Raw genomic sequence first — 24988 nt, 5'->3', positions numbered from 1 at the left:
TCAATTCAGTGCAAATTTATTAAGCCTTCCTCTCCACACATCAACAATTTGATCCTGGGTTGAAGATATTCCGCCGAATATCCATATATAGTTATTTGCATCTACAATAACGGATGCATTAGTTCTGTAGCTGAATTCTGCAGGAAAAGCCTGATTATCCGCCGATTTTTTCCAGTCGAGGCCAAAATTGTCCGAATAGATAAGCATGTTTTTTTCTGACGATGCTGTAATCATATAGGGTTTATTGTCATAGAAAAACAACCTGCTTCCTTTCAGTGATACAGATGCAGGTTTTCTTGCAGTGATATGAGTGATGATACCATCTTTTTCCTGAAGTATAAAGATGTCGTTGTTGCTGTTGTTGTCCGCACTGTATCCTCCTGACAGAATGATGTATTTTACCCCGAAAGAGAGGTCATTTTTCACTTTCGCGGCTGAATAGTCCTTAATGGGAATATTACCCGGAACGCTGTTCAGAAGTTTGATTTCAGAGAAATCTTTCGATTTGGCAAACATCAGAGAACCGTTATTGTTTACCGTAATCAAGATATCTCCACCTGATGCAGATGGGAGTACTTCGTAAATAGCCTCCACGTCGTAATTTGTGGCAATCTGACTCCAGATGATTCCATCGGTAGATTTATAGACTTTTTTTGTTGCCTCATCTAGCACGAAGGCAAGGTCCCCTGATACCACAAGAGATGAAAACCTTACGCTATTGGGTAATCCTGTCAGGTTAGCCTTGCTCCAGTTAACTCCATCGGCCACAACTGACGTCATAGCGTCTATTTCCGTTCCCGATTTGTAATAGGTGATGAACCGGTTGTTGAAAACAACAGTTTTTTGCTCATCTGCCTGCGATGGTATATAATTATCCGTTTTGTTTTCCCATGTGATCAAATATGGATCCTGTTGATAAACATTTAGTCGGAAGTGGTATATTTTTGAGTTGATCCCATCTGGTGCCGTTGTGGTTATCTTGAGTAACCGTGATAGAGCAACCGAGTCGGACTGTACCCAAGCGTATGAAGAGTCTGGCACAAGAAGCAACATAACGAGGCTGAAAGGGCTATAGCCATTTGCTCCCGTAATATTCATGACCACGCTGTCCACATTAAATTGAAATGGTAAAGGCTCCTTGTTGAAGATCATCCCGTTAACCTGGTCAATAGTGAATGCAGTTGCTGGTAACAACCTGGAAGTGTCTGCCTTGGACGACAGAGAGAAAGCATAAATCTGTGCATCAGGCGAATATTCCACATTGTTGTCGGATGAATTAAGGCAAGAGGATAGAAACAAAAGGTTCATGACAATCACCGATGCCCAAAGGAAATATTTAGATATCATTAGTTTCAAATATATTGTATACCACGTTTATGATATGCAAAAGTAGGAAGATTTTTCGCTTAAACCATACCAAAATGAATATTTAAAGAAAATTTCGAGTTATTTCACTCTTTAAATGGAATTGCAACGAATTTAGATACTTTTCAACACTGATTGTTTTACCCTTTATTTCCGGTGCTTTTACACCCGAAAAAAGCTTTTTGTCAGAAATCTCTACATAAGCTTCATCCCATAGGCTTTTCTCTATGAATGAGTTTAGCAGGCTTGTGCCGCCTTCAACGAGCAATGAGTATATCTTTTCATTGTACAGGCTACTTAAAATTTGCCTGTTGGTATCTTTGGTAAAATCAATTTCAATATATTTCACCTGCTTGTTATCTTTATCAATAGCTGGCGCCGATGCGGTAAAAACAATAGCAGGAGCTGAACCGTCGAAGAGGGCCGAGTTCGCTGGTATCTTGTTCTCCCTGTCAATAACGATTCTGGAGGGGTGGGGGCCAAACCACTTTCTGGCAGTCAGTTGAGGGTTATCCAAGAGAGCCGTTTTGGTGCCAACAATAATTCCCTGTGCATGAGTTCGAAATTTATGAACAACTGTGTTTGTAAAGCTATTTGATATTTTCGCAGGTGCCATGTCATCTATTGAGTCCCGTATAACATCAATGAAACCGTCTTTGCTTTGTGCCCATTTCAGCATCACAAACGGCCTTTTGAAGAGTTGGTTCACGAAGAACATTTTATTCAACTCGCATGCTTCCTCACCCATTATTCCCACTGTTACATCAATGCCGTTATTGCTCATTATTTCAATTCCCTTGCCAGACACCGCCGGATTAGGATCTTTAATGGCCAGCACCACTCTTGGTATCTTATTAGAGACTATCATTTGTGCGCATGGAGGTGTTTTGCCGTGGTGTGAGCATGGTTCCAAAGATACATAAAGGGTTGAATCCCGCAGGAGTGAAACATCTTTCACTGAGGCAATGGCGTTTACTTCAGCGTGAGGGCCCCCATATTGCCGGTGATATCCTTCCCCAATTATTTTGTTGCAATGTACAATAACGGCTCCTACCAGCGGATTCGGCTTTGTAAAGCCTTCTCCTTTTAGGGCAAGTTGCAGGCACCGGTCCATAAATATAGGATTTATCTCCATTTTAGCTATCTTTGTTGAATCAGACAACGGCCGTTTTACAACGACTCTGATTTAATTATTTGGGCATATTTGTTATACAGATTATTCAAAAAATGAGGCATTTCGTTGACCATCTACGGCGTGAATTGAATGGATTGTATTCCAATCAGGAAATTATTGCGCTTGCCCGCCTTCTTATAGAAGAGATATATAATATCCCTTTTGGTTCTGTAAGTGACAAAATTAATAATTTATCCTTTTCCCGAACAAGAAAAGTCAATGATATTATATCCAGGCTTAAAAACGGAGAGCCTGTGCAGTATATATTGGGGAGGACTGAGTTTTACGGATTGTCGTTCATCGTGACTCCCGACGTGCTTATTCCCCGTCCCGAGACTGAAGAGCTTGTGGAGTGGGTATTGTATGAAAATAAATATGAGACAGGTAAGGTTTTGGATATAGGAACGGGCAGTGGATGCATTGCAGTTGCCCTGGCAAAAAAAATGGCTCCGGCTGAAGTATATGCCTGGGATATATCTGACAATGCGCTTTTAGTTGCTGTTGAAAACGCCCGGATTAATGATGCAGTTGTACATTTTGCCCACAGGGACATATTTCAGCCATTCAATACAGATATTTTTTACAATGTGATCGTGAGTAATCCGCCTTATGTGATGGAGTCTGAAAAAGAGGAGATGGAAAGGAGTGTGCTTAGCTTTGAACCCCATAAAGCGCTGTTTGTTCCTGATAATAAACCGCTGTTGTTCTATGAACGGATTGCTGATATAGCGTTTGAGGCGTTAAGCAATAGGGGTAAACTCTATTTTGAAATAAACAGGGATAAAGGTGCAGAGATACAAAGTATGCTCCTTGACAGGGGATTTGTTTCTGTGGAGTTACGAAAAGATATTTCCGGCAATTGGCGAATGATTCGTGCTGAGAAGCCATGACAAAATGAATGAAGACAGAAAAATAATTACAGAGGAGCAGGCATTTGCACGAATGGCACGTACCTGTTCACAAAAAGAGTGCTGTAGGTTCGATGTACGAAAGAAACTTTCGGGAATGAACTTATCTGAACAGGCTGTGGAAAAAATCATAGAAATGCTGATAGCCGGGAAATTTATTGATGATAAAAGGTTTATCCGGAGCTTTATAAATGATAAGCTTCATTTTAATAAATGGGGAAGAATAAAAATTGAAGCCTCGCTGCGACAAAAGCATGTTCCTAAAGAGCTGATTGATGAGGTGTTTTCGGAATTTTCCTCCAGCGATTTGAACGAGCCGTTGCAGCCGTTGCTTGAAAAAAAGATAAAAACAATAACTGCTGGTTCTGAATACGAGAGAAATGGTAAGCTTATTCGTTATGCACTTGGAAGGGGCTTTCCAATAAGTGAGATTTTGCGATGTATGAAAAGAATGAACCTCGATAATATTCCCGATTAAACAGGCGTCTGACTCCGTGACAATTAGCCGGACAATCGGGATTGGCGATCCGATAAATATTTGTTATAGATAATCAGGTGGATATGAGAAGTCTAAGAGGAAAATTCCGGTTGATAGTAAAAGAATTCTCAAACCTTTTTTTTCCGAATGTGTGTGTAATCTGTGGCGAGGAGTTACTAAGCTCTGAGGTGGGTGCATGCCTGAAATGTTTGTATAGGCTTCCCAAAACAAATAATTTCAGACATTCTGGCAATGCTGCAGAAAAGCTTATGGCGGGCAGGATTCCTTTTGAGCGGATTGCTTCCTATTGTGTTTATGCAAAAGGGGGTATGCTTGCCCCCCTGATATATCATCTTAAATATTATCACGGTAAAGAGATCGGCCTCCTGCTTGGCAGAATGTTCGGTAAAGATCTTGTGGAAAGTGATTTTCTTAAACCTGTGGATATGATAGTACCTGTTCCGCTGCATCCTAAGAAAGAGAAAAAACGTGGCTACAACCAGGCTTATCTCATTTCGAAAGGATTATCGGAAGCAACTTCTCTTCCTGTATCGTCTGGGAACCTGGTCAGGATAATATATAACCCCACGCAGACCAAACGCACCAAGACGCAACGCTGGGAGAATGTCAGGGATATTTTCAGTGTTAACGATCCCGCGGAATTTGAACAAAAACACCTCCTTCTGGTTGACGACGTGATTACTACCGGTTCAACTTTGGAAGCTTGCGGAGTGGCATTACATCAATGCAAAAATCTGAAAATTAGTATAGCTACACTGGGAGAGGTTTTTTAATTGTATTTTTATTTAAAATAACATTCAAATCATCTTTAAAAAGCTTACTTTTGTAGTTAGTCTGCATAATGGTCATCAAGAAATATGAAGCTGGCATGATTAAAACAATAATTAAATGCGTGAAGGGAGTGGTTATTTCCATTTAGCTAAATGATCAGAGGCCAAACTTGTTTAGACTAGGTTATTGCGGATAAATACCCAATTCCGGTGGTATATTAATTATCAAGGGCCAGATACAACTAAAAGAATAAAATTAATTGTATGAACACAGTACAGAAACTTACAGCCGAAAAACTTCTCAAGGTAAAAGCTATTAAGCTGCAGCCATCCAATCCGTTCACATGGGCTTCGGGCTGGAAATCTCCCATATATTGCGATAATCGCAAATTGATGTCGTATCCATCCATACGCAATTTTATAAAAATTGAGTTCGCGCGAATTATCATGGAAAAATATCCGCAAGCGGATGCTATTGCAGGTGTAGCTACAGGTGCTATCGCTCCGGGTGTGCTGGTCGCCGACCTGCTTGATTTGCCCTTTGTGTATATTCGTTCAACACCTAAGGATCACGGCCTGGAAAATTTGATAGAAGGTGATCTAAAACCGAAGCAGAAGGTTATAGTTATTGAGGATCTGGTCTCTACCGGAGGGAGCAGCCTTAAGGCAGTGGAGGCAATACGTCGCGATGGTTCCGATGTACTTGGCATGCTGGCAGTGTTTACCTACGGCTTCCCCCAGGCAATGCAAAGTATGCACGAAGCACGGGTAGAGCTTACCACACTTTCAAATTACGAAGCAATACTTGATGAGGCTATGGCAACCGACTACATTGATGAATCGGAGTTGAACACTTTGCAGGACTGGCGTAGAGATCCTGAAAACTGGGGACAATCCTTTAAAAAATCAAAGAGATGACCGAATTTGTCAGTGATATAAAAATCATACCCTACAGTGATGAGGAAGTTTTCAGGGTTCTCTCAGATCTTCGCAAGCTGGAGCTGGTGAAAGAACGGATACCTGAAAATAAAATCAGCGATTTCACCTTCGATCAAGACAGCGTTTCCTTTCGTGTTGATCCTATTGGAAAGGTAACCTTCATTGTAGTGGAACGGGAGGCTAACAAGCTGGTGAAGTTCAAATCAGAGAAGCTGCCATTCGATATATTTTTATGGATACAACTGGCAGCAAAAGCTGAGAAGGATACCAGGCTTCGGATAACTGTAAAGGCCGAACTTAATCCTTTTATGAAGGGGATGGTAGAGAAACCAATCAGGGAGGTAGTTGATAAAATATCGGATGCTTTGGCCCTGCTTCCTTATGGCCAGTTGTGACTCTATTCCTGCTGCCGGGTGTAAACAGCAGTTATTTGACTGATTGTTTACGATTTGACCGAACAGTAAGGGCAAGCGGTTCGGAGCTAACAGCGGAGCCTTTCCTGGCTCTATTCACTTGAATGGGGCCTATTCATTCGCCAATTCCAAATTAATTCTTTCTCCTTTCTCCATTTTTATCGAGACAAATCCGTCTTCGGTATTTATCTTTTTTCCGTTTTGTTTTACTGTTGAGGCATATTCGGGTATTTTTAACCTGATGATGCCGGCTGTTTTGGCTGTCAGGGTTAGAGAGGAGACTTTATTACCTTTCCACTCTGCGCTTACTTCAGCGCCGCCGCGTACACGGAGCCCCTTAAAACTGCCCGAAGCCCAGTTGCATGGCAGAGCCGGCAGTAGGTGGATGTAACCATTCTGACTCTGGATAAGCATCTCTGCTATGCCAGATGTGCCACCAAAGTTGCCGTCTATCTGAAATGGTGGATGTGCACATAAGAGGTTGGGATAGGTCCCTCCGCCACTGCTCATTCTTACTTCATTTCCGCATGCCGGTTCTAGCAAGCTTTTTAGAAGTTTATAAGCCCTGTTGCCATCATTCAGGCGTGCCCAGAAGTTTACTTTCCATGCCCGTGACCATCCGGTTCCGCCGTCACCGCGCCGGTTGAGTGACTTGCGTGCAGCTTCGGCCAACTCAGGTGTGGTGATGGGTGAAATCTGGTTAGAAGGATGAAGTCCGTAAAGGTGAGATACATGCCGGTGCTGCGGATCTTGTTCCTCGTAATCTTCAAGCCACTCCTGCAGATAACCTTCCCCGCTTATCTGTAAAGGAGGCAGTTGAGTCATTGCTTTACATATCCTTTTTGTGATATTATCTTCAATGCCAAGTATATCTGCTGCAGAGAGTGTGTTGGTAAACAATTCCTTCACAAGCTGAACATCCATCGTAGGTCCCATGCAAACAAATAGAGCATCCCTGTTCCCGGGTAGATAAAATGCATTTTCAGGTGAAGAGGAAGGGGCTGTTACCAACCAGCTGTTTTTAGGCTCTTTGATCATACTGTTCAGGAAAAACTCTGCTGCACCAGACAGTACCGGATAGATAGAATGCAGATACTCTTTATCCATTGAAAATGCATAATGCTCCCAGAGGTGGGCACACAGCCATGCACCACCGGTGTTGGTTGCTCCCCACGAAGCATGTTCGCCCGGCGCTGTAAAATTCCACGGATTGCTCATCATATGTGATACCCATCCGTCCGAACCGTAAAATGTAGCAGCAGTTTTCTTTCCCGACGGGACAAGCGATCTTGTGAAGTTGATCAGCGGCTTGTGCAGTTCCGGCAAGTTACATACCTCTGCCGGCCAGTAGTTCATCTGTACATTGATATTTAGGTGGTAGTCGCCGTTCCAGGGAGTCTGCAGCTGGTTGGTCCATAACCCCTGCAGGTTGAGCGGCAAACTTTTTTCATTGGTTCCGCTAATCATCAGATAGCGTCCGTATTGAAAATAGAGTGCAGCAAATGCCGGGTCATCGTTCAATTGAAAAGAAACAAGCCTTTCGTTGGTGGGAGTTGTGTTGTCCTGGTCACCCAGGTTTAACTCCACCCGGTTGAATTTATCTCTGTATGCAGCAATGTGATCCTGCTTAAGTTTCTTAAAAGAACTTTTTTTTGCTTCTGCAAGCAGGTTGTCAACCGTTGTGAGGAAATTCTTATCCAGCATATTGGTCGAGGTTGATACAAGTATCACCGCTTCATCGGCATTTGTTAAAGAAAGCAAACTGTCATTTGATGTCAGTTCACCCCCCTTGTTCACTATTTCCAGCCGGGTATGATACCGTACGCCTTTATTACCGTTATGTCCATCGTTTAGCTGTCCTTCCATGAAAAGCGTATTCTCTTTTGTGTGTACCTTAGCCCGTTCGGGGCGGCTCAAAGCAGCTTTGAAAGAAATTGAATTCTTTTTATCTGCCGATAACCTTATTACAAGTACATCGTGAGCGTGCGATGCAAAATATTCGCGTTTAAATGTCGTGCTGCCCATGATGAACTTTGTGGAAATAACCGCATTGTTCAATGATAGTTTGTGCTCATAGTCGATTACACTATCTTTTTGTGGATATAAATAGTTGATATACAGATTCCCTAACATTTGGAAACATCCGTAGGGCGCATCTTTTCCGTTTCCGTAGGCAGAACCTTTTCCACCACAACGGAACTCTTTATACATAAGGTCCTGAGCCTCCCTATTTTTGCCTTCGAGCAACAGGGCCCTTATTTCTGGCAAATAGTTTATGGCGTTTGTATTGAAAGCTTCAGGGTCTTCGCTACCCGACCACATAGTGATATCGTTCAATACAATGTGCTCATTATAAATATCTCCATCCGGCATCATTCCGATGCGCCCGTTGCCCAGTGGAAGAGTTCTCTCCCAGCTTTCAGCAGGGGAATTGTAACGCAAAGCCAGCTCACCGGTATTTTGTGTTTTGTTGCAGGAAAACAGCTGAACTGACGCGAGCGCAAGCGCTAAAAAACTATATTTCATCTACCTGGCGATTAGTTGTTGTTGATTAATAACACTGCATCAGGTGAAGATAATTCGGTTCTGATATCTTTTACAAGATCTGTTCCATCTTCAAACTGGTTATTTTTAATCACAACATTGTTAACCCGCTCAAAGAAAAATGGATATTCGTTCCAGTGAAACGGCTCAAAATCTGAGTTTTTTCGTATGGTGTTATTCCGGAAGGCAAGCCCGTCGGTTGATTTAGCGTAGACAATGGGACGATCGAAAGTTTCAAAAATATTGTTTTCTATTACAATTCCTGAATGGAAAAACTTTTGCTGTTCTTTCAGGTTGGGAATTTCGGGGTAAATTGAGATAACGGCGTTAGTGAACTGGTAATAGGCTGTAAGAGCATTAACAAAGCGGTTATTCCTTATGATCACCTCCCTGCATGCACCTGTTTCAAACCATCCGTTGCAATCTCCACAAAGCAGGATTGCTGTGCCGTGTGTATGGTCGAACAGATTATTTTCACATACCACCCTTTTGGGTGTGCTGAATAGTGCACCTCGTGCCCGATTGTTTCTGATGGTATTGTTTGAAAAGATTACTTCAGGTGTCCAGGACAGGTTTTCTACACCGTAACTGCCCTCTCCCGAGATTTCAAGTGGCAGATTGCCAGTGAAAATAATTTCAAATTCTTTAGCACCAAATTCGGTCGGTTTGTCAATCGCTCTTATCAATTTGATTGAGTTACGATGTTCTCCTGCAAGCTCCATTTTATTCGATTCCACAAATTGTACCGAATCGCCTGGTTCTCCCCATTTGAAACCCCATGCCTGCGGATGCATATAACATGCTTGTAGGGTACTGTCGTTTATTCGTTTGGTTATTTGCAGATAGGTCCCGTGAACATTGATTGCATCATCTGCCATCCCTTCATACAGGCCGTTTTTGGAAATGATCACCCCTTTGCAGGCAGAAAAGTGAGTTGCATCGGCCTGTGTGGTGAAATATCTCGGGTCATTATCTCCTCTGAGGCAAACTGAGAAACCATCCAGCGTAATGTTTTCACTCATTTGAGCAAGCAGTCCCATTCCTTCGGAATAGTGTACTGTTATATTCTTCAAAGTGGTATTAGTGCATTCACTGACAAAAATACCTGGTGTAGGGCGATGGTATGAACGTAATGCAAAGCGTTCTCCGGGTGATGTTAATGATGTTTGTCCCCATCCTGAAATTATAAGTGTGTCCGGAGTTTTCTCAATGATGGCTGCAGGATTGAAGCTCACATCCTGACGTCTGTATGCAAGCCGTCTGTCGGCCCGGAACGGCATTGCAGTGTAAAGAGGATTTTCGTATCCTTCACCGCATGCAAACAGCTTGTTACCTTGAATACGATGATTCCCGCCTGGATAAATTTCAGCAATCACAATATCGGAATCTCTGTTTACTTTCAAAATATTAAGTTGGCGAAGAGCCGGTATTTCAAAATCTACAGAAAAGTTTTTTAAAGTTATGTTTTCACTTTTCACCAAAGCAAAAGGGATCATCCTTCCATGAAAAATGAGTTCTGAACCCTGTCCGTCAATGGTTATATTTTTCAATCCTTCCAGCACGATGCCTGCTTTTTTAGGGTTGTCCTGGTCGTGATTGGAAATGTAGTATTCTCGAGTGAAAGCGCTGTCAGGAAAAAAATCGTAGCGCCCTTTAGGAAATGTAACCAAAATATGCCCGGTATCCTGTCGCACCTTCAGATGTTCGATCATCTTTTTCGCAGCTATTGACGCATTCTCTTTGGTTTCAGGCTCGATGCCAAATGAGCTGAAAGAGATAGATGAAGGTGATTTATTGCAACCCAACATCAAAAATAAAATGAGAGAAAGGAGGTAAAAAAGTTTCATGTGTTTATTTTTATTTTAATGTTCAAGATAAACGTTATCTAGTTATTATCAATCATTGAATTAGCATCCATCTGCAAATAAAACAATTTTTGCCTTACAGGTAGTAAAGGATCCCTTTAAGAGAGCTATCAATAAAAATACCTGCGCCTATTTGTCCTCAATCCGTACACCAGAATCATAAAAAAGCACACTAATGGAAGTGTAAACGAAATATTAACTGCCGGTAGCCCTGCTACACTCCCCAAATCTATTATAGCTCCCTGCAAGGGAGGCATTAATGCTCCGCCAACAATGGCCATTACCAGCCCTGCTGCACCCAGTGTGGAGTCATCGCCCAATCCTTTCAGTGCTATACCGTATATAGTGGGGAACATGAGTGACATAAAAGCGGAGGTTGCCACCAGGCAGTACAAACCGGTTGTACCCCCTACAAAAATAACACCCAGTGTTGTTGCGATAGCCCCGGTAGCAAATAGTGTAAGCATGCGCGATGGCTTCAGGTATTTCATCAGGTATGTACTGATAAAACGGCTCAACAGAAACAGGATCATCGCCAAAATATTGTAGCGTTGTCCCACTGCTTTTGGAATGCCAATATTCTCTGCATACTGTATAATAAATGTCCAGCACATTATTTGGGCAGCCACATAGAAGAACTGAGCAATTACTCCTTCACGGTAGTTCCGGTTTTTAAAGAGCCTTTTTGCGGAGTCAGACGATCGGATGTTTGTCCGTTCTGCCGTCTGTGTTATCGGCATCCTCGCCATTGCAATTATAACAAACATGATCAGCACAACACCTCCTATTATGACATAAGGGTTACGTATGATGGCCAGGTCATGTGTTCGTATGGCGGCTTTCTCTGCTTCGCTTAAAGTGGAGAACAACAGGTTGCCTGCAGCATCTCTCCTTTCGGAGTAAAGAGAGGTGAGCACGTAGTTAGATGCCACAAACATACCAAGTAGCGAGCCCATAGGATTGAAAGACTGAGCTAAGTTCAATCTCCGGGTCGATGTCGCTTCGTCACCCATAGAAATAATATATGGATTAGCGGTCGTTTCCAGGAAAGCCAGGCCGAATGTCAGGATATATAGTGAAATTAGAAAGAATGAGAATGCCTCGAACCGTGCGGCCGGGATAAACAGGAACGCACCGGTGGCGTAGAGTGCCAGCCCCAGCAAAATACCTTTTTTGTAGCTGTACTTCCTGACAAAAAGCGCTGCTGGGATAGCCATGGTTCCATATCCGCCATAGAAGGCCAACTGTATCAGCGCAGCTTCAGAATTAGGAATCTCCATGATAGTCCGGAACGCGGCTACCATTGGATTGGTGATGTCGTTTGCAAAACCCCACAAAGCAAAAAGGCTGGTGATGAGGATAAACGGAATCAGATTTTTTTTATCTACTACCTTTGCATTCATATGTTTGCCTTACCTGATTATTTGTAAATCGGACCGAAGTTCGCACAGGCGCGGTAGTCGGCACCCTCCTTGTCCATTCCGAAAGCATTCCATGCTGCCGGGCGGAAGATATCGCTATCATCTACGTTGTGCAGACTGACCGGGATGCGGAGCATTGATGCGAGCGTGATCAAATCCTTACCGATATGCCCGTAGCTGATTGCACCGTGGTTGGCACCCCAGTTGTTCATCACCGAATAAACATCCCTGAATGCCGGTTTGTCTGTTAATCGGGGTACGAACCATGTGGTTGGCCATGTTTTGTCGGTGCGTTCGTTTAGTATCTTGTGCATTTCGGCTTCCAGTTCAACCGTCCATCCTTCAGCAATCTGCAACACAGGACCCAGCCCTTTTACCAGGTTTAGCCGGCTCATCGTGACTGGCATGCCGCCTTCCGATAGAAAATTTGAGGAGTACCCTCCTCCCCGGAAATAGTCGAGGTTAGCCGGATACCAAGTGGTTGCAGCAAGGCATTCTTCCATCTCCTGTTCCGATATTTCCCAGAAAGGCTTCATGGCAGGGGCTCCGTTTTTCCGCTGTTTGCCGGTACCATCGAGAGTGGTTGATCCAGAGTTTATAAGATGGATGATTCCGTTCGAAGCCTTTCCGGATAGAGTCTTCCCGGTGACTCGTTCCACGGACTCAGGGCTCCAGTATGTCCGCACATCTGAAAAGATCTGTGCAGTGTTGGTGAGCAGATGTCCAAAAAGCATTGCCACACCATTAAGAGCATCGTTTTCGGTTGCTACCACAAAGGCTTCTCGCATCCCGTTCCAGTCGAAAGAGCTGTTCAGCACAGCCTCCGAAAAATCGCCGTTCGGAAGGAAGTCTGTCCATTGTCGTTGTCCCTGAAATCCGGCTGCGATAGCATTATGCCCAATCGCCTCTTCTTTGAAGCCCATTGCTTCAAGTTTTTTATTTCCGGTCATCAGGTCACGTATGATAAGAGTCATTTTCACCACGAACTCCCAATCCTCGTCCATCGCGGTCCGTGATTTACGTTTAACCTCAGAATTGAAATCGTCAGCCTCATTAGGTTTGCAGTATTTTTCCGTCCAGTCCATTGCAATTGCAAACTCTTCACGGTCGTATATACCCTCTTTGATGCGCCGCAATATTTCTGTAGAATCAACAGATTCGCAGCGCATACCAAGATAATTCTGGAAGAAATCTGGATTAACGATGGAGCCTGCTATACCCATTGAGACACTTCCTATAGAAAGATAAGAACGTCCGCGTATTGTAGCAGCCGCTTGTGCGGCCCGGGCAAAGCGAAGAATTTTTCCGGCCACGTCTTCAGGTATAGAATTGTCGGATGCATCCTGTACGTTTCGCCCATATATGCCATAAGCCGGTAACCCTTTTTGAGCGTGAGCTGCCAGTACGGCTGCCAGATAAACAGCTCCAGGGCGTTCCGTACCGTTAAATCCCCAGACTGCTTTGGGATAGTAGGGGTTCATATCCATGGTTTCGGAGCCGTAGCACCAACATGAGGTTACAGTAATAGTGGAGCCTACACCTTCGCGTTCAAATTTTGCAGCGCATGCAGCGCTTTCGCCCACACGTCCGATGGTAGTATCTGCAATAACACATTCGACGGGGCTTCCGTCTCCGTTTTTCAGGTTGTCACCTATCAGTATCGCAACCGCTTTGGCAAGATTCATTGTCTTTTCCTCGAGACTTTCCCTTACACCTCCCTGTCGTCCGTCAATTACGGGACGTATACCAATTTTCGGGTAATTTTTCATACTATTTAAACTATTTTTTTCACAAAGTTAGACTTTTTCTAACTCTGTTCCACTTTTTGAGCTCTGTTCCAACTTTTAAACTTCGTTCCACTTTTTCTCATGACAACATAATCGAAATAAATTCGCCTTCTGCTCATCCAGCATAACGAAAAAGTTAAAAGTGCAGAAGACGGTTTTTGATTTAATAATTCTATTGCCTTCCCCAAACATCCTTTAGATTGCTGTTAAACAGTTTGATATGGGAAAAATGCCGAAGATTGCCTTTAAAGTTATAAGTGAAATTTCAGCGCTGCACTGGCAGCTATGCTGCTCTGTGCTGTTGCATGCTGACAAAATTATTGTATTAAATTAAAATAAAAAATTTTTCTCTTATGTTAGATAACATGTTTCAAGGAGTTAAATACACTATTTATTCACTTCTAATGCTTCTTTTTTTGATATACTGTCGAGTTCGGAGATTAAATCGTTGAAAGAGTTTTCTTCTATCTGTTGTATCTGTATTATCAAAGCGTGTGGCTTAACCCGTCTTGTCATTTCAATTTCCATCAGTCTCTCGGGGAAACGTTTTCTGATACCCGTGACTTCATTCATAAATAAAGAGTCTTCGCCATGGTAAAGTGCATTTGCCGCCTGTTGTAGTATAAATGCCCCCAGGCTGTCGGGGTAATGTATCAGTATCTGGTTCAAATATTCGTTGCTCCTTCCGAAGCTCTCGTGAGCTTCGTTGGTTAATCCTTTTGCCGCCTGAAACAGGCCGAGTTGAAATAGGTATTCTCCTGTTATTGCGCCTTTGCTGTCAGCCTTTCTTTGAACAATTAACGCGGAGTCGAGCAAGCCCAATTCAGACAACAATTTTGCTTTTACTCCGTAATAATCAGGATTCAGGCTATCTATTTCCAGTGCCGAATCCAGCAGATTTATACACTTCCTGGTTGAATCTTTGTCGTAATAAGACAATAAACCGGTTGCCTCCCTGAAAAAAATATCAGCTTTTTGATTTACTTTGTGTGGTGTAACATCAATTTTGCTGCTGTGTTTACATCCGGTAAAACAGATAGAGATAAGGGTGCTTATAAAAATTATTTTTCTTGTCATGTCGTTTTGCATTTATCTGAAAAAGAGGGAGGGGTCTTCCCCCCCCCTCTTAAGGAAAATGTTTAATTTTCTACTAAATAGAATACATTTAATTTCTATTCAAGAAAACAGATTAAATATCAGCTGTAAATAGTTTATATTATTCATATTAATTATAGGATACATATCTATCTTCTTGATGTTGTAAATAATTATAACTATTTATTGTTCAGTATTTAATCGGCAAAAGTGTAAAGATACATGTCAGCCATGTTCCACCAGCCATTTGTGCCTGACGGGTTTATTGGATCGGCATCCTTTCGTGCTTCAGGAATAAACCTTATATACTTATATTCGCCATTTAAATTAGCTATTTCATTTGCCGAGGTACGTACACCTCTTCCGGTAGGCAGTTTGAATGTGATGGTAGCCGCCTTTACCCAATCATTATCGCCACCTGTATTGCTCACCCATATACCGGCACGTGTTACGTCACCTGCGCCATTGCTTCCATTGCGTGAGGTATATTCAAATTTCAAATAACGAAGAGGTTCATTGAGATTAATCTGAACGTAATGAGGTTTTCCTCCCGGTGATGGATTGCTCCACAAAGTGTGGTAAAACGTATTTTTGTTATCATCAATCAACCCCGGCAGGCCTTGTCCGTCTCCGCTTTGGGTAGCGTTTGCCGAGAGCATCCCTACCGTTAACGTTACCGGTATAGGCTCACCCCACTCTTTCTTATCTTGTCTGATAATGAAGGAGGCTGCATAATCAAAATTCTGTGATGATTGGATAATAATCGTACTATAGCGTGGGGTGCTGGCATATGACGGTTCAACATTAAACTTAAGTGTTTTTTTTAACGGATCAGGGGTGTCCGAAACAGAAACAAATTTCACCCATGCAGAAGTGTCTGGAGTTGAAATATAATCCAGGATAAGATTTGAAGAAACTGTGACCAGTAGTTCACCCCCTCCTGATGCAGTACCTTTAACAAAACCTATACGTTTTCCTTCAACCAGTAAAACAGGTTCAACACCGGCTTGTGTTACATCAATGCTGTATGCTTGATGTCCGTAAGCAATGTTGATACGTGCCACTCTGGTTACATACATGTCGTTTCTGTTAGCAGATACAACAACCTTGTCTGCCGATTTTTCTACCTTGCACCAATCAGCATTAGATGTTGCCGTCCAGTTTTCAACAGCTAAATTAGTCGTAACCTTTATATCTTTCCGGCCTACGTCTATTTGAAATGCAATGGGCGCCAGGTCCCTATTGGCTATCTCAAGCGTTTTTACATCGAATTTGGTCTCATAATCGGGAGAGCACGAAGTTACACCTAACAACCCAAAAAGCAACCCTATAAGTCCAAAAATTAATATTTTATTTTTTCTGTTCATTTTTTTCAAATTAAAATAAATGATTTTTTCTTTCAACAGTTATCCGCAGCTGTTTTAGTGAACAACAGGCGGATAACCGCTTGTTTTGTATTACAACAAATCCGCTCTTGGATTATATTCCATACGCAAAATGGCTTTCACCTCTTTGTATGGCTGTGATGACTGTAAACGGTATTTATAATGAAGCCTGAACTCTTTATAATATGTACTGCGCCCGTCGGGAGTGGATATTATATTTATCAGATAAGAATTGTTGTAGATATCAACAGGAGGCATCTGCACCACGTCTATAGTTTTATACGGCTCAATAGTCACAAAGCGAGCCAACGGATTTTGAGTCATTTTATCACCAATATTTATTTTGATGCTCATCTGATTTATCCGTGAAAGCGCTGTTTTGTAATCGCCCATATTCTCGTCTCCTGCAAGCATTCTTACAGAGTTAGGGCTTAAGGGGAACACCTGGTTTGCATTTGTAGGCCGTTTTGGTACGCCGCCTGTCGGACTTAGAGTAGTTACATAAGATGAAGTGTAGTTGTAAAACGTATTTGCTTTTGTAGTTGCAAATTCATTCTTCATATATATACGGATCAACACCTCTTTCTTTTTTTCATTATAATTTTTTGTTTTCAGTGAATCAATTTTATAATCCAACAAATAGATCGAGTCAGGTGACAACCTGTGCAGGTCTTTCAAGTAAACCGGGAATTTTGTTTGAAATTCTCCCGCTTTTATTTGATTCTCCGTGCTTGGTAATGTATAGCACTCTTTTGGAAGCCATCTTGCAAAGCGGCTTTCATCTATATCGAAGTTTGATTTGTTGAATGCATGAAACAAAGAGTCTGCCTCTTTTAGAGCCACATTAAAAGGCTTGCCGGAAGCATTTGTCCCGCTTAACCCCGCTACCAGGAAAATAGTATCGCCGTCTGTTCTCAATGTCGCCACCTGTTTATCATACACCATTTCGGAGTTGCTGAGCAGATTCACCTCATTTTTGAACTGTTCTTGTTCAAAATCGTACGAACTGCAGGCTGCAAGGGTAAATCCGATCATTAATACGAAAATTGTTTTTATGCTATTTTTCATTTTAAAATCATTTTAATATTGATTGTTTTTTTGACTTCCAGCTTTAAGCCTTGATCTTTCGCTATCTGTCCCATCCCGGATTTTGGTCCATTTCTGGAACCTTCAATAATTCATCATGCGATATCGGTAGAAATGCCATTTTGGGCTTTGCAATTCGGTCACGTATATTCTGCGTGTTAATAGTTACAATATCCCAGAATCCCTGGTTGTTGTTAATGCTGGTTCTGTCTTTTTCCACATTGAGCCCTCGCCAGTTGGAAGAATTTGCATCTTCATCAAGATAAATACCCCAGCGCCTGCTGTCGAAATACCGGTATCCTTCGTTGAAAAGCTCTATCTGCCTTTCGTTCATTACCACTTCCTGAAACACTTCTTTGCTTGCCAATTGCTCATCTGTTGCTCCAGGGAGCCCTGCCCTGTATCGTATCATATTGAAATAGCGTGCCATCTCTGCAACATCGCGTGTAACTGTAGCAGTTGCCATTTCTCCAAGGCTGTTTACCGTTTCCACTGTAACTGATCCTTCCACATTATTGAGCGCCTCCACGTATTCAAGCAAAATTTCTGCATAGCGTATAACAGGGAATGGCTTTGGGTTGGTTATAAAAGAGGTTTTTACATTTCCTTTACCTGATGCCCATGAGTCGTCGGGATGTATATATTTCACCGGCACATATCCGCTCACGCAATAGTCGTTAATGTTATTTCCCGCACCTGTGATGCCTGAAGCATCGTCCTTGGAGAACCAGAACTGTTTCCTTGAATATGCAGCATCTTGTGAAGCAGAGTTCATTGGCCAGTAACTTCCCGGGAATCCTATTGAAGCATAAAAACGGGCTTCCCTGTTATCGTACATTTTCGGCACATCACCTTTTAAAATATAGGTACCCAATGTCTTGCCGCTGCCTCCGATTGTTTTTGTCAGGTCGGGTTCGTATGGATATTTCTCCGAGGAATTGTTGATGGTATGTCCATCTGCCATAAGAAAACAATCCACAACACGCTGTGGTACTGACATTCCGCCCCATCCTCCAAAATATACCGGGAAAGAGTGCCTTGTGTAAGTCGATACATTACTTGATGCGGCTGCCCATATAAACTCCTTATTGGTTTGAATAACTCCCTCTCCGTTAAACATGTGGGAGAATGAGTAGTAGGGGTCTATTCCCCCTGCCCCGTTTGGAAAAGGCGCTGTAGGCACATTATCTGCCAGTGGGTATGGGTTGCGTGGATCTGCTTCGACAGTATTCAACTCATACATGTCCATTTCAATAACTGCTTTTGCAGCAGCAGCAGCTACCGCCCAGCGTTTGGGGTCATACGTTTGATTCACATAGGAAGCTCCGTCACTTTTTCTTTTCCATGTCCCGAAGCTACGTCTTGCGGCATCCCCCCCGTTGAATAACGGTGAAGCCTGGTATAGCCGTAAGCGTGAAATTAATGCCAACGCCGCACCTTTGGTTGGACGCGTATAAAAGTTCAGAGACTGCTGCAGCTTGGTAGGTAGCACTTGTGCAGCCAGTGCCAGCTCGTTGCAGATATAATCGACAGACTCATCGTAAGTAGAGCGCTCTTTGTCATAATATGCGGCTGACTCAGAGCTCAAGAGCACCTCATCTCCCAGTATAAGGCAAGGTCCCCAGTTCATAAGAAGGTGATAATATGCGTATCCTCTTATGAAATGCACGTATCCTTTATATATCTGTTTGTCTCGAGTGTTCATATCGCTAACCTTGTCCACTTCGGCCAGCATTACGTTGCAACGGCGTATAATTTTGTACATCCCTGACCAAATGTTCATGGACCCCAGGTTTCGTTCGTTAACTTCACCTATAGTATAAAGCATGCCCGGGAACTCCCATGTTCTCCATCGGCAGGTCATTTCGTCAGAAGCCAGCTGGCCCGGTGTCCATGCATTTCCCCATATAGCTCCCGGGTCAGGGAACAATGTAGGAGTATACCACAAATAGCCTTCGGCATTTTTCTGGCTATTGAAAATTGAGTCTTGCTGGAATGTGTCTTCAAAGTAAGTATCCACATCCAGAAAACTGCAAGAGCTGAGTATCATGCTCGCTATTATTCCGGACAACAATATTATTTTTGAAAAGATCTTCATAGATATCATGTATTAAAAGTTCATATAGATTTGGAAAGTGTAAGATGTGGGAATCGGATAAGAGCCTCCGTTATAGTGTGCCTGCTCTGGGTCGAAGTATTTTACCTTATCGATTGTAAACAGATTATTTGTTACAAATTCTAGGTCGATAGATGACATCCCCATTGCTTTTATCCAGTTCAAATCTTTCAATTTATATCTCAAACTCACCTCCTGCAGGCGGATGTATGATCCGTCTCTTTTCCAGAACGTTGAAAGCTGTTCATTATTTCTGTTGTTCCCGTAAGATAAACGCGGAAATTCGGCATTTGGATTTTCTGTAGCCGGATCACCCGAGTACCATGCCGGAGTCCACCTGTTTTTCGGATTATTTGCCAGTTTAATCACATTACCCAGGTCTCCGTTATAGAAAGGTATCCATCCCGGTGCATTTGGACCGAAGTTATAAATGTTAATACCAGAGCGGTAATATTCCACTTTTGCAGCTCCTTTAAACAACAGGGCAACTGTTAAATTCTTCCATGAAAAGTCTCCCCCTACTCCATACATTATACGCGGCACCTGGTTTCCGTAAGACAGAGGTACTTTGTCATCCTCGTTTATACGTCCGTCACCGTTTACGTCGCGGTACTTGATATCTCCCGGGCGTATACGTCCAAATGCGCTTTGGTCAGGGCTAGTTTCAATATCTTCGCGATCTTTGAATAATCCTTCAGAAATATATCCTCTGATAATTCCGTAAGGTTTACCGGTTACGCTCAGGTAATCGTAAGGTAGTTTGTTTTCCTCGAAATAGTCAATAATATTTTGCGAGAAAGTATAGTTTGACCTCACTGTAAAAGCGATGTCTTTGTTTATTTTGTGAGAGAATTCAATATTTCCGTCCGACCCGAAGCTATGCATTCGACCTACGTTTGAGAATGGTAGGTTAGTCAGTCCCAGATAGCTTGGCAGGGTTACCCTTGACATGAAAATATCATCTCGCTGGTCGTGGAAAACGTCAGCAACTATTTTCAACTTGTCGTTAAAAAAGTTAGCTTCAATACCGGCATTTGCTTTCTTAGCAACCTCCCATTTTAGGTTATCTGCTCCTATCAGCCTTTCAGTAATACCGTAATAACGATAACCCCATGTCGATGCAGCATAGTTGTCAATCAGTGTCAGATATGGGAACCGCACAGCGCCGCTGATCTGGTCGTTACCTGCTAAACCGTACGAACCGCGGATTTTAAGGAAGCTCAACCACGGAAGATTGTCCTGCATCCATTTATATCCGGTTGGGACCCAACCAAGGGCCAGTGACGGGAATAATCCGAACCGTTCTCCTTTTTTAAATTGCGATGATCCGGTGTATCCGAAGTTAGCATCGATAAAATAGGTGTTGTTATAACCGTATGAAAGTCGACCCGATACGTTTTGACGGCGCGCGGGAATGGAATTTATCCCTAAATTGTCTAATTCCCAGCGTCCGTCTTGTACATCCTCCATATAATAGAAGAGTAAAGCACCCAGATCGTGATGTCCGAATGAACGGTTCCAGTCTGCTTTGCTTTGGAAATAATATTTACGCCAGTGATTGCTGAATTTAAAGAACCGTACAGACTGTTCGTTCAAACGAAGCGATTTAATCAGATTCCCCTGCGAGTCCCTGCCTGTGGCGCGATATTGATTTGGCCTCATTGTGCGTCCTTCGCTGATAAATGTTTGCAGGTCTGACTGCACTTGAGCCGAAAGTTTCAATCCCTTAAGTGGGCCTCCTATCTCTTGTGTCAGTTCAAGTGTCAACATGTTTCGGTTGTCGTTGTTGTTTCTGTACCCTGTATAGTTTAGGCGTGTATAAGGCGATGACATTTCATCAGTTCCATATGTTGGGAGCGTTCCGTCGGAATATGTTACTGGGAACATTACCGGCGTAAGTGCACGCACAGCCCTCCAGAGAGAGTTTGTGTCTTCCATGCCAGGAAGAGTATGATTTGTGATATGGCCGTCGGTGCCAAAATATAGCTTCGTTTTGGGTGTCAGTTTCATATCGATATTGGCTCGATAGGTAATTTTATTATATGCTATCGGCTTTTTGAATTTTACGTCGGCTTGTTTATAAGCTGCATTCTCAAATTGTCCCCCAACAGATACGAAATACTGAGCCACATCTCCACCGCCTCTGGCGCTTGTGTAGTATCTGTGTTGCATAGATGTTTTTTTCATTATCTCGTTTAGCCAATTAACATCGGGGTATATATCCGGGTCCAGTCCCGATTTTATTATGTCAAGGTCCAAACGGGTATAAATATCAGGGTCACCCGATAAGGCTCTCGCCTCGTTTGCCAGTTTAGCATAATCATAAGCACCTAGGTATTCCGGTAACCGTCTAAGCTGGTTCACCTGCAATGTCGCGCGTGAAGACACTTGCAACTTTCCCGATACCCCTCTCTTGGTGGTGACCAGAACCACTCCGTTAGCGCCCCTTACACCGTAAACAGCTGTTGCTGCTGCGTCTTTCAATATTGCAAACGATTGGATATCATCCGGATCTATATCCTGAAGCCGTCCTTCCAATCCGTCTATAAGTACCAGTGCACCGGAGTTGGCACCGAATGTTCCTATACCACGAATCCAGAAATTTGAAATATTTTTGCCAGGTTCTCCTGAAATCATGCTGGTCATAACACCGGCAACGCGGCCTCCCAGCATATTATCCAGCGAGGTTGCAGGTGTTTTCAGTTCATCCACGGCAACGCTGCTTATGGCTCCCACCACTGAGACTTTTTTCTGAGAGGTAAGCCCTGTAACCACAACTTCTTCTAACACTTGCGTATCTTCTTTTAATTCTACCCTTACGTTGGATTCGCTTTGTTCCACTAGCTTTTCAACTGTTGTCATTCCAATCATTTGAAAAACGATAACCTCCCGGCGCGACACTTTTATGGAAAAGCGCCCGTTTGTATCGGAAGTTGTTCCCACGCCCGGTGCATTTTTAATAAAAATGGAAACACCAGGAAGTGGTTCATTAAGCGAAGCATCGTAAACAACTCCCGAAACTGTTAAATTTCTTTCGCCCTGTCCGTAAACGTTTATTGTAAATATACTCGCCAAAATGACGATCAAGCCTATTATTTTTTTCATGCCTTGTTCAGTTTAAATTTAATTATTCAATGGAAAGCTTACGGATTACATGGTTCCTTGAATCAGCTACATAGATTACCGACCCGTCGCTGTTCACCGCTACCCCTGTAGGGTAATAGAATTTGGCGAATTCCGGTCCGCCATCCTGGAATCCCGGGCTCTGCGGCAGGCCTATTGCAGTATTTACCATCGCCTGATCCTTAGGAACGGTAGTGTCAATGACTCGGATGCAGTGATTGTTGTTATCTGCAATGTAGAGCTTGCCGTCGGAGGTAAAGGCCATTTGCTTGGGTGCAAAAAAGCGTGCGTTTTCCAACAGCCCATCTTCCCATCCACGGCCGTTAACTGGTCCTTCAATAATGGCTTTACCGGCATATAGTTCTCCTTTATATGTTGCTTTGTCCTTATCACCCAATGCCGAAATATCCACCCGGCTTATCATGTTATAGTCTTCCATGCAGAAATAGAGCATATTGGTTTCCAAAGGTGAAAAGACACAATAAGTGTTACTGCCGTTTGAGCCCGCATGCGCATTGGGAACGTCAGGTGTTACCTTGTCCAGCAATACCTCCACGTTGCGTGTTGTGGGATTGAAACGCACCAGCTGCCCTTTCCACATTACAGTATATACCATATGGTCGTTTTTGTTCACCACGAACGAATACTTCCAGTTACCCTCGATAACGTTCTTTGTTTCTTCGTCGAGAATTAACGAGCGGTTACGCGGGGCATACGTCAAACTCTTCAACATCTGATAGTAATACAATCCTGCATCTTCCGGCACGTAGACTGCTTCGTTGCCTTGCTGGTCGGAAAAAGCGGGGGCATTGGAGTAGTTTGCTCCGTATCTCATAACCACTACCGATTGCCCTTTTGTATCGGCCAGAACAATGTTGCTGCCAACGTTGTCGCCTTTTTCATTTTTGGCGCTCTGAATTGCTCCGTGTCCCTGGGCGCTCCATAGGCGTTCGATAATAAAAATATTGTCTTCATCATCGAGACAAATTGCAAAGGGAGCCGAGAGTGTTGCCGTAGTAAAATCGCCTCCTACTGTACGTACGCTGTTGTTGTTCGGCTCGGGTTTGCCCAGTACTGTGGTTACCGATGTTTGTGTTTTGTAGAAAAAGTTGTAATTGCAAACACCCGATACAACTTTACCGTCTTTTGAAGTTCGCTCGACCATAATATCCATCTTACGAAGGTATGTTAGCTTTGGAACGAAAGCATAAATTTTGTTTCCGTTGGAACTTACCAGCCCGGCCTGATGTTTTACACCCAGTGTATCTACAAAATACACCTTCATGCCTGCCGTATCCGATCCGAAATTATTCCCCTCAATAATAAAGGGTGTCGCTATACCTCCCGAATCGGGGTAAAATCCGGTAACCTCTATGGGTTGTGACGGGTCAAAGGGTTGAAAATTTGTCTGGCTTTCATCTTTACAGGAAAAAAACATTCCTATAAAAAGAGCAACCAACAAACCTGAAAAGAAGATTTTTTTCATTCTCTCTTGATTTAAATTAAATAATAAAAAATATTAATTACCTATCGACACTATTACATCGTTTTTTTAATTTACTACTGTTGGAGCTGTAGCTTTTTTAGTTATTCAGTTTAATATTAGGTTTCACTATTAAACATTGATTTATTGATGTGAACCGGTTATTGCGATTGCTTGCTCTGTTATTTAGTTAGTAAGATGGTAGACAACGTAATAGATTATTTCTATTTTGTTCATGCGCGTAGTATTATTGATAGCTTTTTGTTATTAAATATCTACTATATATTTTTGACCGTACTGTGCTGTGCTGATGCACAAAGTTAGATTTAAAAACAAATATATACAAATATTTCATTTATGTTACATAACATATTTTCGGGTATCATGTAGATAATGTGTTCTATATGTATTTGTATGTTATCAAGTAATCAGGAAGTTTCTTGTAATTAGCAAATTTACAATGTACAAAAAATGGCAATGTTGAGTGTACAATTTTCGGCAATGTGTTTTACATTATTTATAATAAATACATTTATTTGTTATGTTTTATTTTGATTATGTTTGTGATTAACCAATGTTGTAAGTTGTATGTTATTATTATACTGTCCTGCGGTTTTAAATTTTACTTCAATATGATGTATCTTTCTTCAACTTTTTATAGTTGACAGATGGCACGTTTTCTGTGGAGCAGAAAACATTTTGGAAAATAAATTTCCAAATATGTATTAAAGAGTTTTAGTATAAATTCTGTTTGTAAAGAACTCAGCACAAACATTTACTGTTGAAAGATTTAGCTGTAATATTTATTCATTTGGAGTTAAAGTTTTTTTATTACTATTAATGCTTCGTTAAAACTTCATTTATAATACTGACAGTCAACAATTTATGTTAGATCCTCAAAAAGTGTCATAATCTGTTGACATTCAGTGGATTATAAGAACTATTTTAAAAAAAATTACCGAAGTATTGTTATTATAAAAAGTCGCATTAATAATAGAAGCAGAATATGGTTCTC

17 protein-coding genes are annotated in these 24988 nt (G+C 42.3%); 5 read left to right on the top strand and 12 right to left on the bottom strand.

All coding sequences use genetic code 11. The features are described 5' to 3' along the window. Window positions 1–1347 carry a DUF6242 domain-containing protein gene (locus B3B27_RS03840; RefSeq protein WP_238868473.1) on the bottom strand — a complete coding sequence of 449 codons (1347 nt, stop codon included), beginning with the start codon at window positions 1345–1347 and terminating at the stop codon, window positions 1–3. Between the two features lie 82 nt (window positions 1348–1429). Further along, entirely contained in the window at window positions 1430–2500 is a 1071-nt protein-coding gene (ribD, locus tag B3B27_RS03835; protein ID WP_238868474.1) for a bifunctional diaminohydroxyphosphoribosylaminopyrimidine deaminase/5-amino-6-(5-phosphoribosylamino)uracil reductase RibD, read from the bottom strand. Between the two features lie 92 nt (window positions 2501–2592). Here ribD and prmC point away from each other — a divergent pair, with 92 nt between their 5' ends. From prmC to B3B27_RS03810, 5 genes are all read left to right on the top strand, one after another. Continuing rightward, entirely contained in the window at window positions 2593–3429 is an 837-nt protein-coding gene (gene prmC / locus B3B27_RS03830) for a peptide chain release factor N(5)-glutamine methyltransferase (protein WP_238868475.1), read from the top strand. A 4-nt stretch (window positions 3430–3433) separates the two neighbouring features. Continuing rightward, complete coding sequence (locus B3B27_RS03825) at window positions 3434–3925, top strand: regulatory protein RecX (RefSeq protein ID WP_238868476.1); 492 nt, start codon at window positions 3434–3436, stop codon at window positions 3923–3925. 83 nt (window positions 3926–4008) lie between these two features. After that, on the top strand, window positions 4009–4719 hold the full coding sequence (locus B3B27_RS03820; protein WP_238868477.1) for a ComF family protein: 711 nt from the start codon (window positions 4009–4011) through the stop codon (window positions 4717–4719). Window positions 4720–4980: 261 nt separating this feature from the next. Further along, on the top strand, window positions 4981–5634 hold the full coding sequence (gene pyrE / locus B3B27_RS03815) for an orotate phosphoribosyltransferase (RefSeq protein ID WP_238868478.1): 654 nt from the start codon (window positions 4981–4983) through the stop codon (window positions 5632–5634). After that, window positions 5631–6050 carry an SRPBCC family protein gene (locus B3B27_RS03810; RefSeq protein ID WP_238868479.1) on the top strand — a complete coding sequence of 140 codons (420 nt, stop codon included), beginning with the start codon at window positions 5631–5633 and terminating at the stop codon, window positions 6048–6050. The genes pyrE and B3B27_RS03810 overlap by 4 nt, the downstream gene beginning before the upstream one ends. Window positions 6051–6179: 129 nt before the next feature. Here B3B27_RS03810 and B3B27_RS03805 read toward each other — a convergent pair whose 3' ends face one another. From B3B27_RS03805 to B3B27_RS03760, 10 genes are all read right to left on the bottom strand, one after another. After that, on the bottom strand, window positions 6180–8594 hold the full coding sequence (locus B3B27_RS03805) for a glycoside hydrolase family 95 protein (RefSeq protein ID WP_238868480.1): 2415 nt from the start codon (window positions 8592–8594) through the stop codon (window positions 6180–6182). Window positions 8595–8605: 11 nt separating this feature from the next. Continuing rightward, the gene (locus B3B27_RS03800) at window positions 8606–10459 is read right to left on the bottom strand and encodes a right-handed parallel beta-helix repeat-containing protein (protein ID WP_238868481.1); all 1854 of its coding nucleotides are present in this window, start codon (window positions 10457–10459) and stop codon (window positions 8606–8608) included. A gap of 128 nt (window positions 10460–10587) precedes the next feature. Continuing rightward, window positions 10588–11880, bottom strand: coding sequence for an L-fucose:H+ symporter permease (gene fucP, locus B3B27_RS03795; protein ID WP_238868482.1), 1293 nt, complete (start codon window positions 11878–11880; stop codon window positions 10588–10590). 17 nt (window positions 11881–11897) lie between these two features. Further along, window positions 11898–13667: an L-fucose isomerase gene (fucI, locus tag B3B27_RS03790; protein WP_238868483.1), complete on the bottom strand. Its 1770-nt coding sequence runs from the start codon at window positions 13665–13667 to the stop codon at window positions 11898–11900. Between the two features lie 405 nt (window positions 13668–14072). Next, window positions 14073–14762 carry a tetratricopeptide repeat protein gene (locus B3B27_RS03785; RefSeq protein ID WP_238868484.1) on the bottom strand — a complete coding sequence of 230 codons (690 nt, stop codon included), beginning with the start codon at window positions 14760–14762 and terminating at the stop codon, window positions 14073–14075. A 215-nt stretch (window positions 14763–14977) separates the two neighbouring features. After that, on the bottom strand, window positions 14978–16147 hold the full coding sequence (locus B3B27_RS03780; protein ID WP_286846896.1) for a BACON domain-containing protein: 1170 nt from the start codon (window positions 16145–16147) through the stop codon (window positions 14978–14980). Window positions 16148–16237: 90 nt separating this feature from the next. Further along, window positions 16238–17233, bottom strand: a complete 996-nt coding sequence (locus B3B27_RS03775; protein ID WP_286833004.1) for a BT_3044 domain-containing protein — start codon at window positions 17231–17233, stop codon at window positions 16238–16240. 61 nt (window positions 17234–17294) lie between these two features. Then, entirely contained in the window at window positions 17295–19349 is a 2055-nt protein-coding gene (locus B3B27_RS03770; protein ID WP_286846895.1) for a RagB/SusD family nutrient uptake outer membrane protein, read from the bottom strand. Window positions 19350–19361: 12 nt separating this feature from the next. Continuing rightward, the gene (locus B3B27_RS03765; protein WP_286833009.1) at window positions 19362–22472 is read right to left on the bottom strand and encodes a SusC/RagA family TonB-linked outer membrane protein; all 3111 of its coding nucleotides are present in this window, start codon (window positions 22470–22472) and stop codon (window positions 19362–19364) included. Between the two features lie 22 nt (window positions 22473–22494). Continuing rightward, window positions 22495–23976, bottom strand: coding sequence for a hypothetical protein (locus tag B3B27_RS03760; RefSeq protein ID WP_286833011.1), 1482 nt, complete (start codon window positions 23974–23976; stop codon window positions 22495–22497). Window positions 23977–24988 lie beyond the last annotated feature (1012 nt).

The organism is Proteiniphilum sp. UBA5463, from assembly GCF_002427225.1.
GTDB lineage: Bacteria > Bacteroidota > Bacteroidia > Bacteroidales > Dysgonomonadaceae > Proteiniphilum > Proteiniphilum propionicum.
Note: the sequence above shows the minus strand (reverse complement) of the source record. Positions and strands in the feature narration are given on the sequence as shown.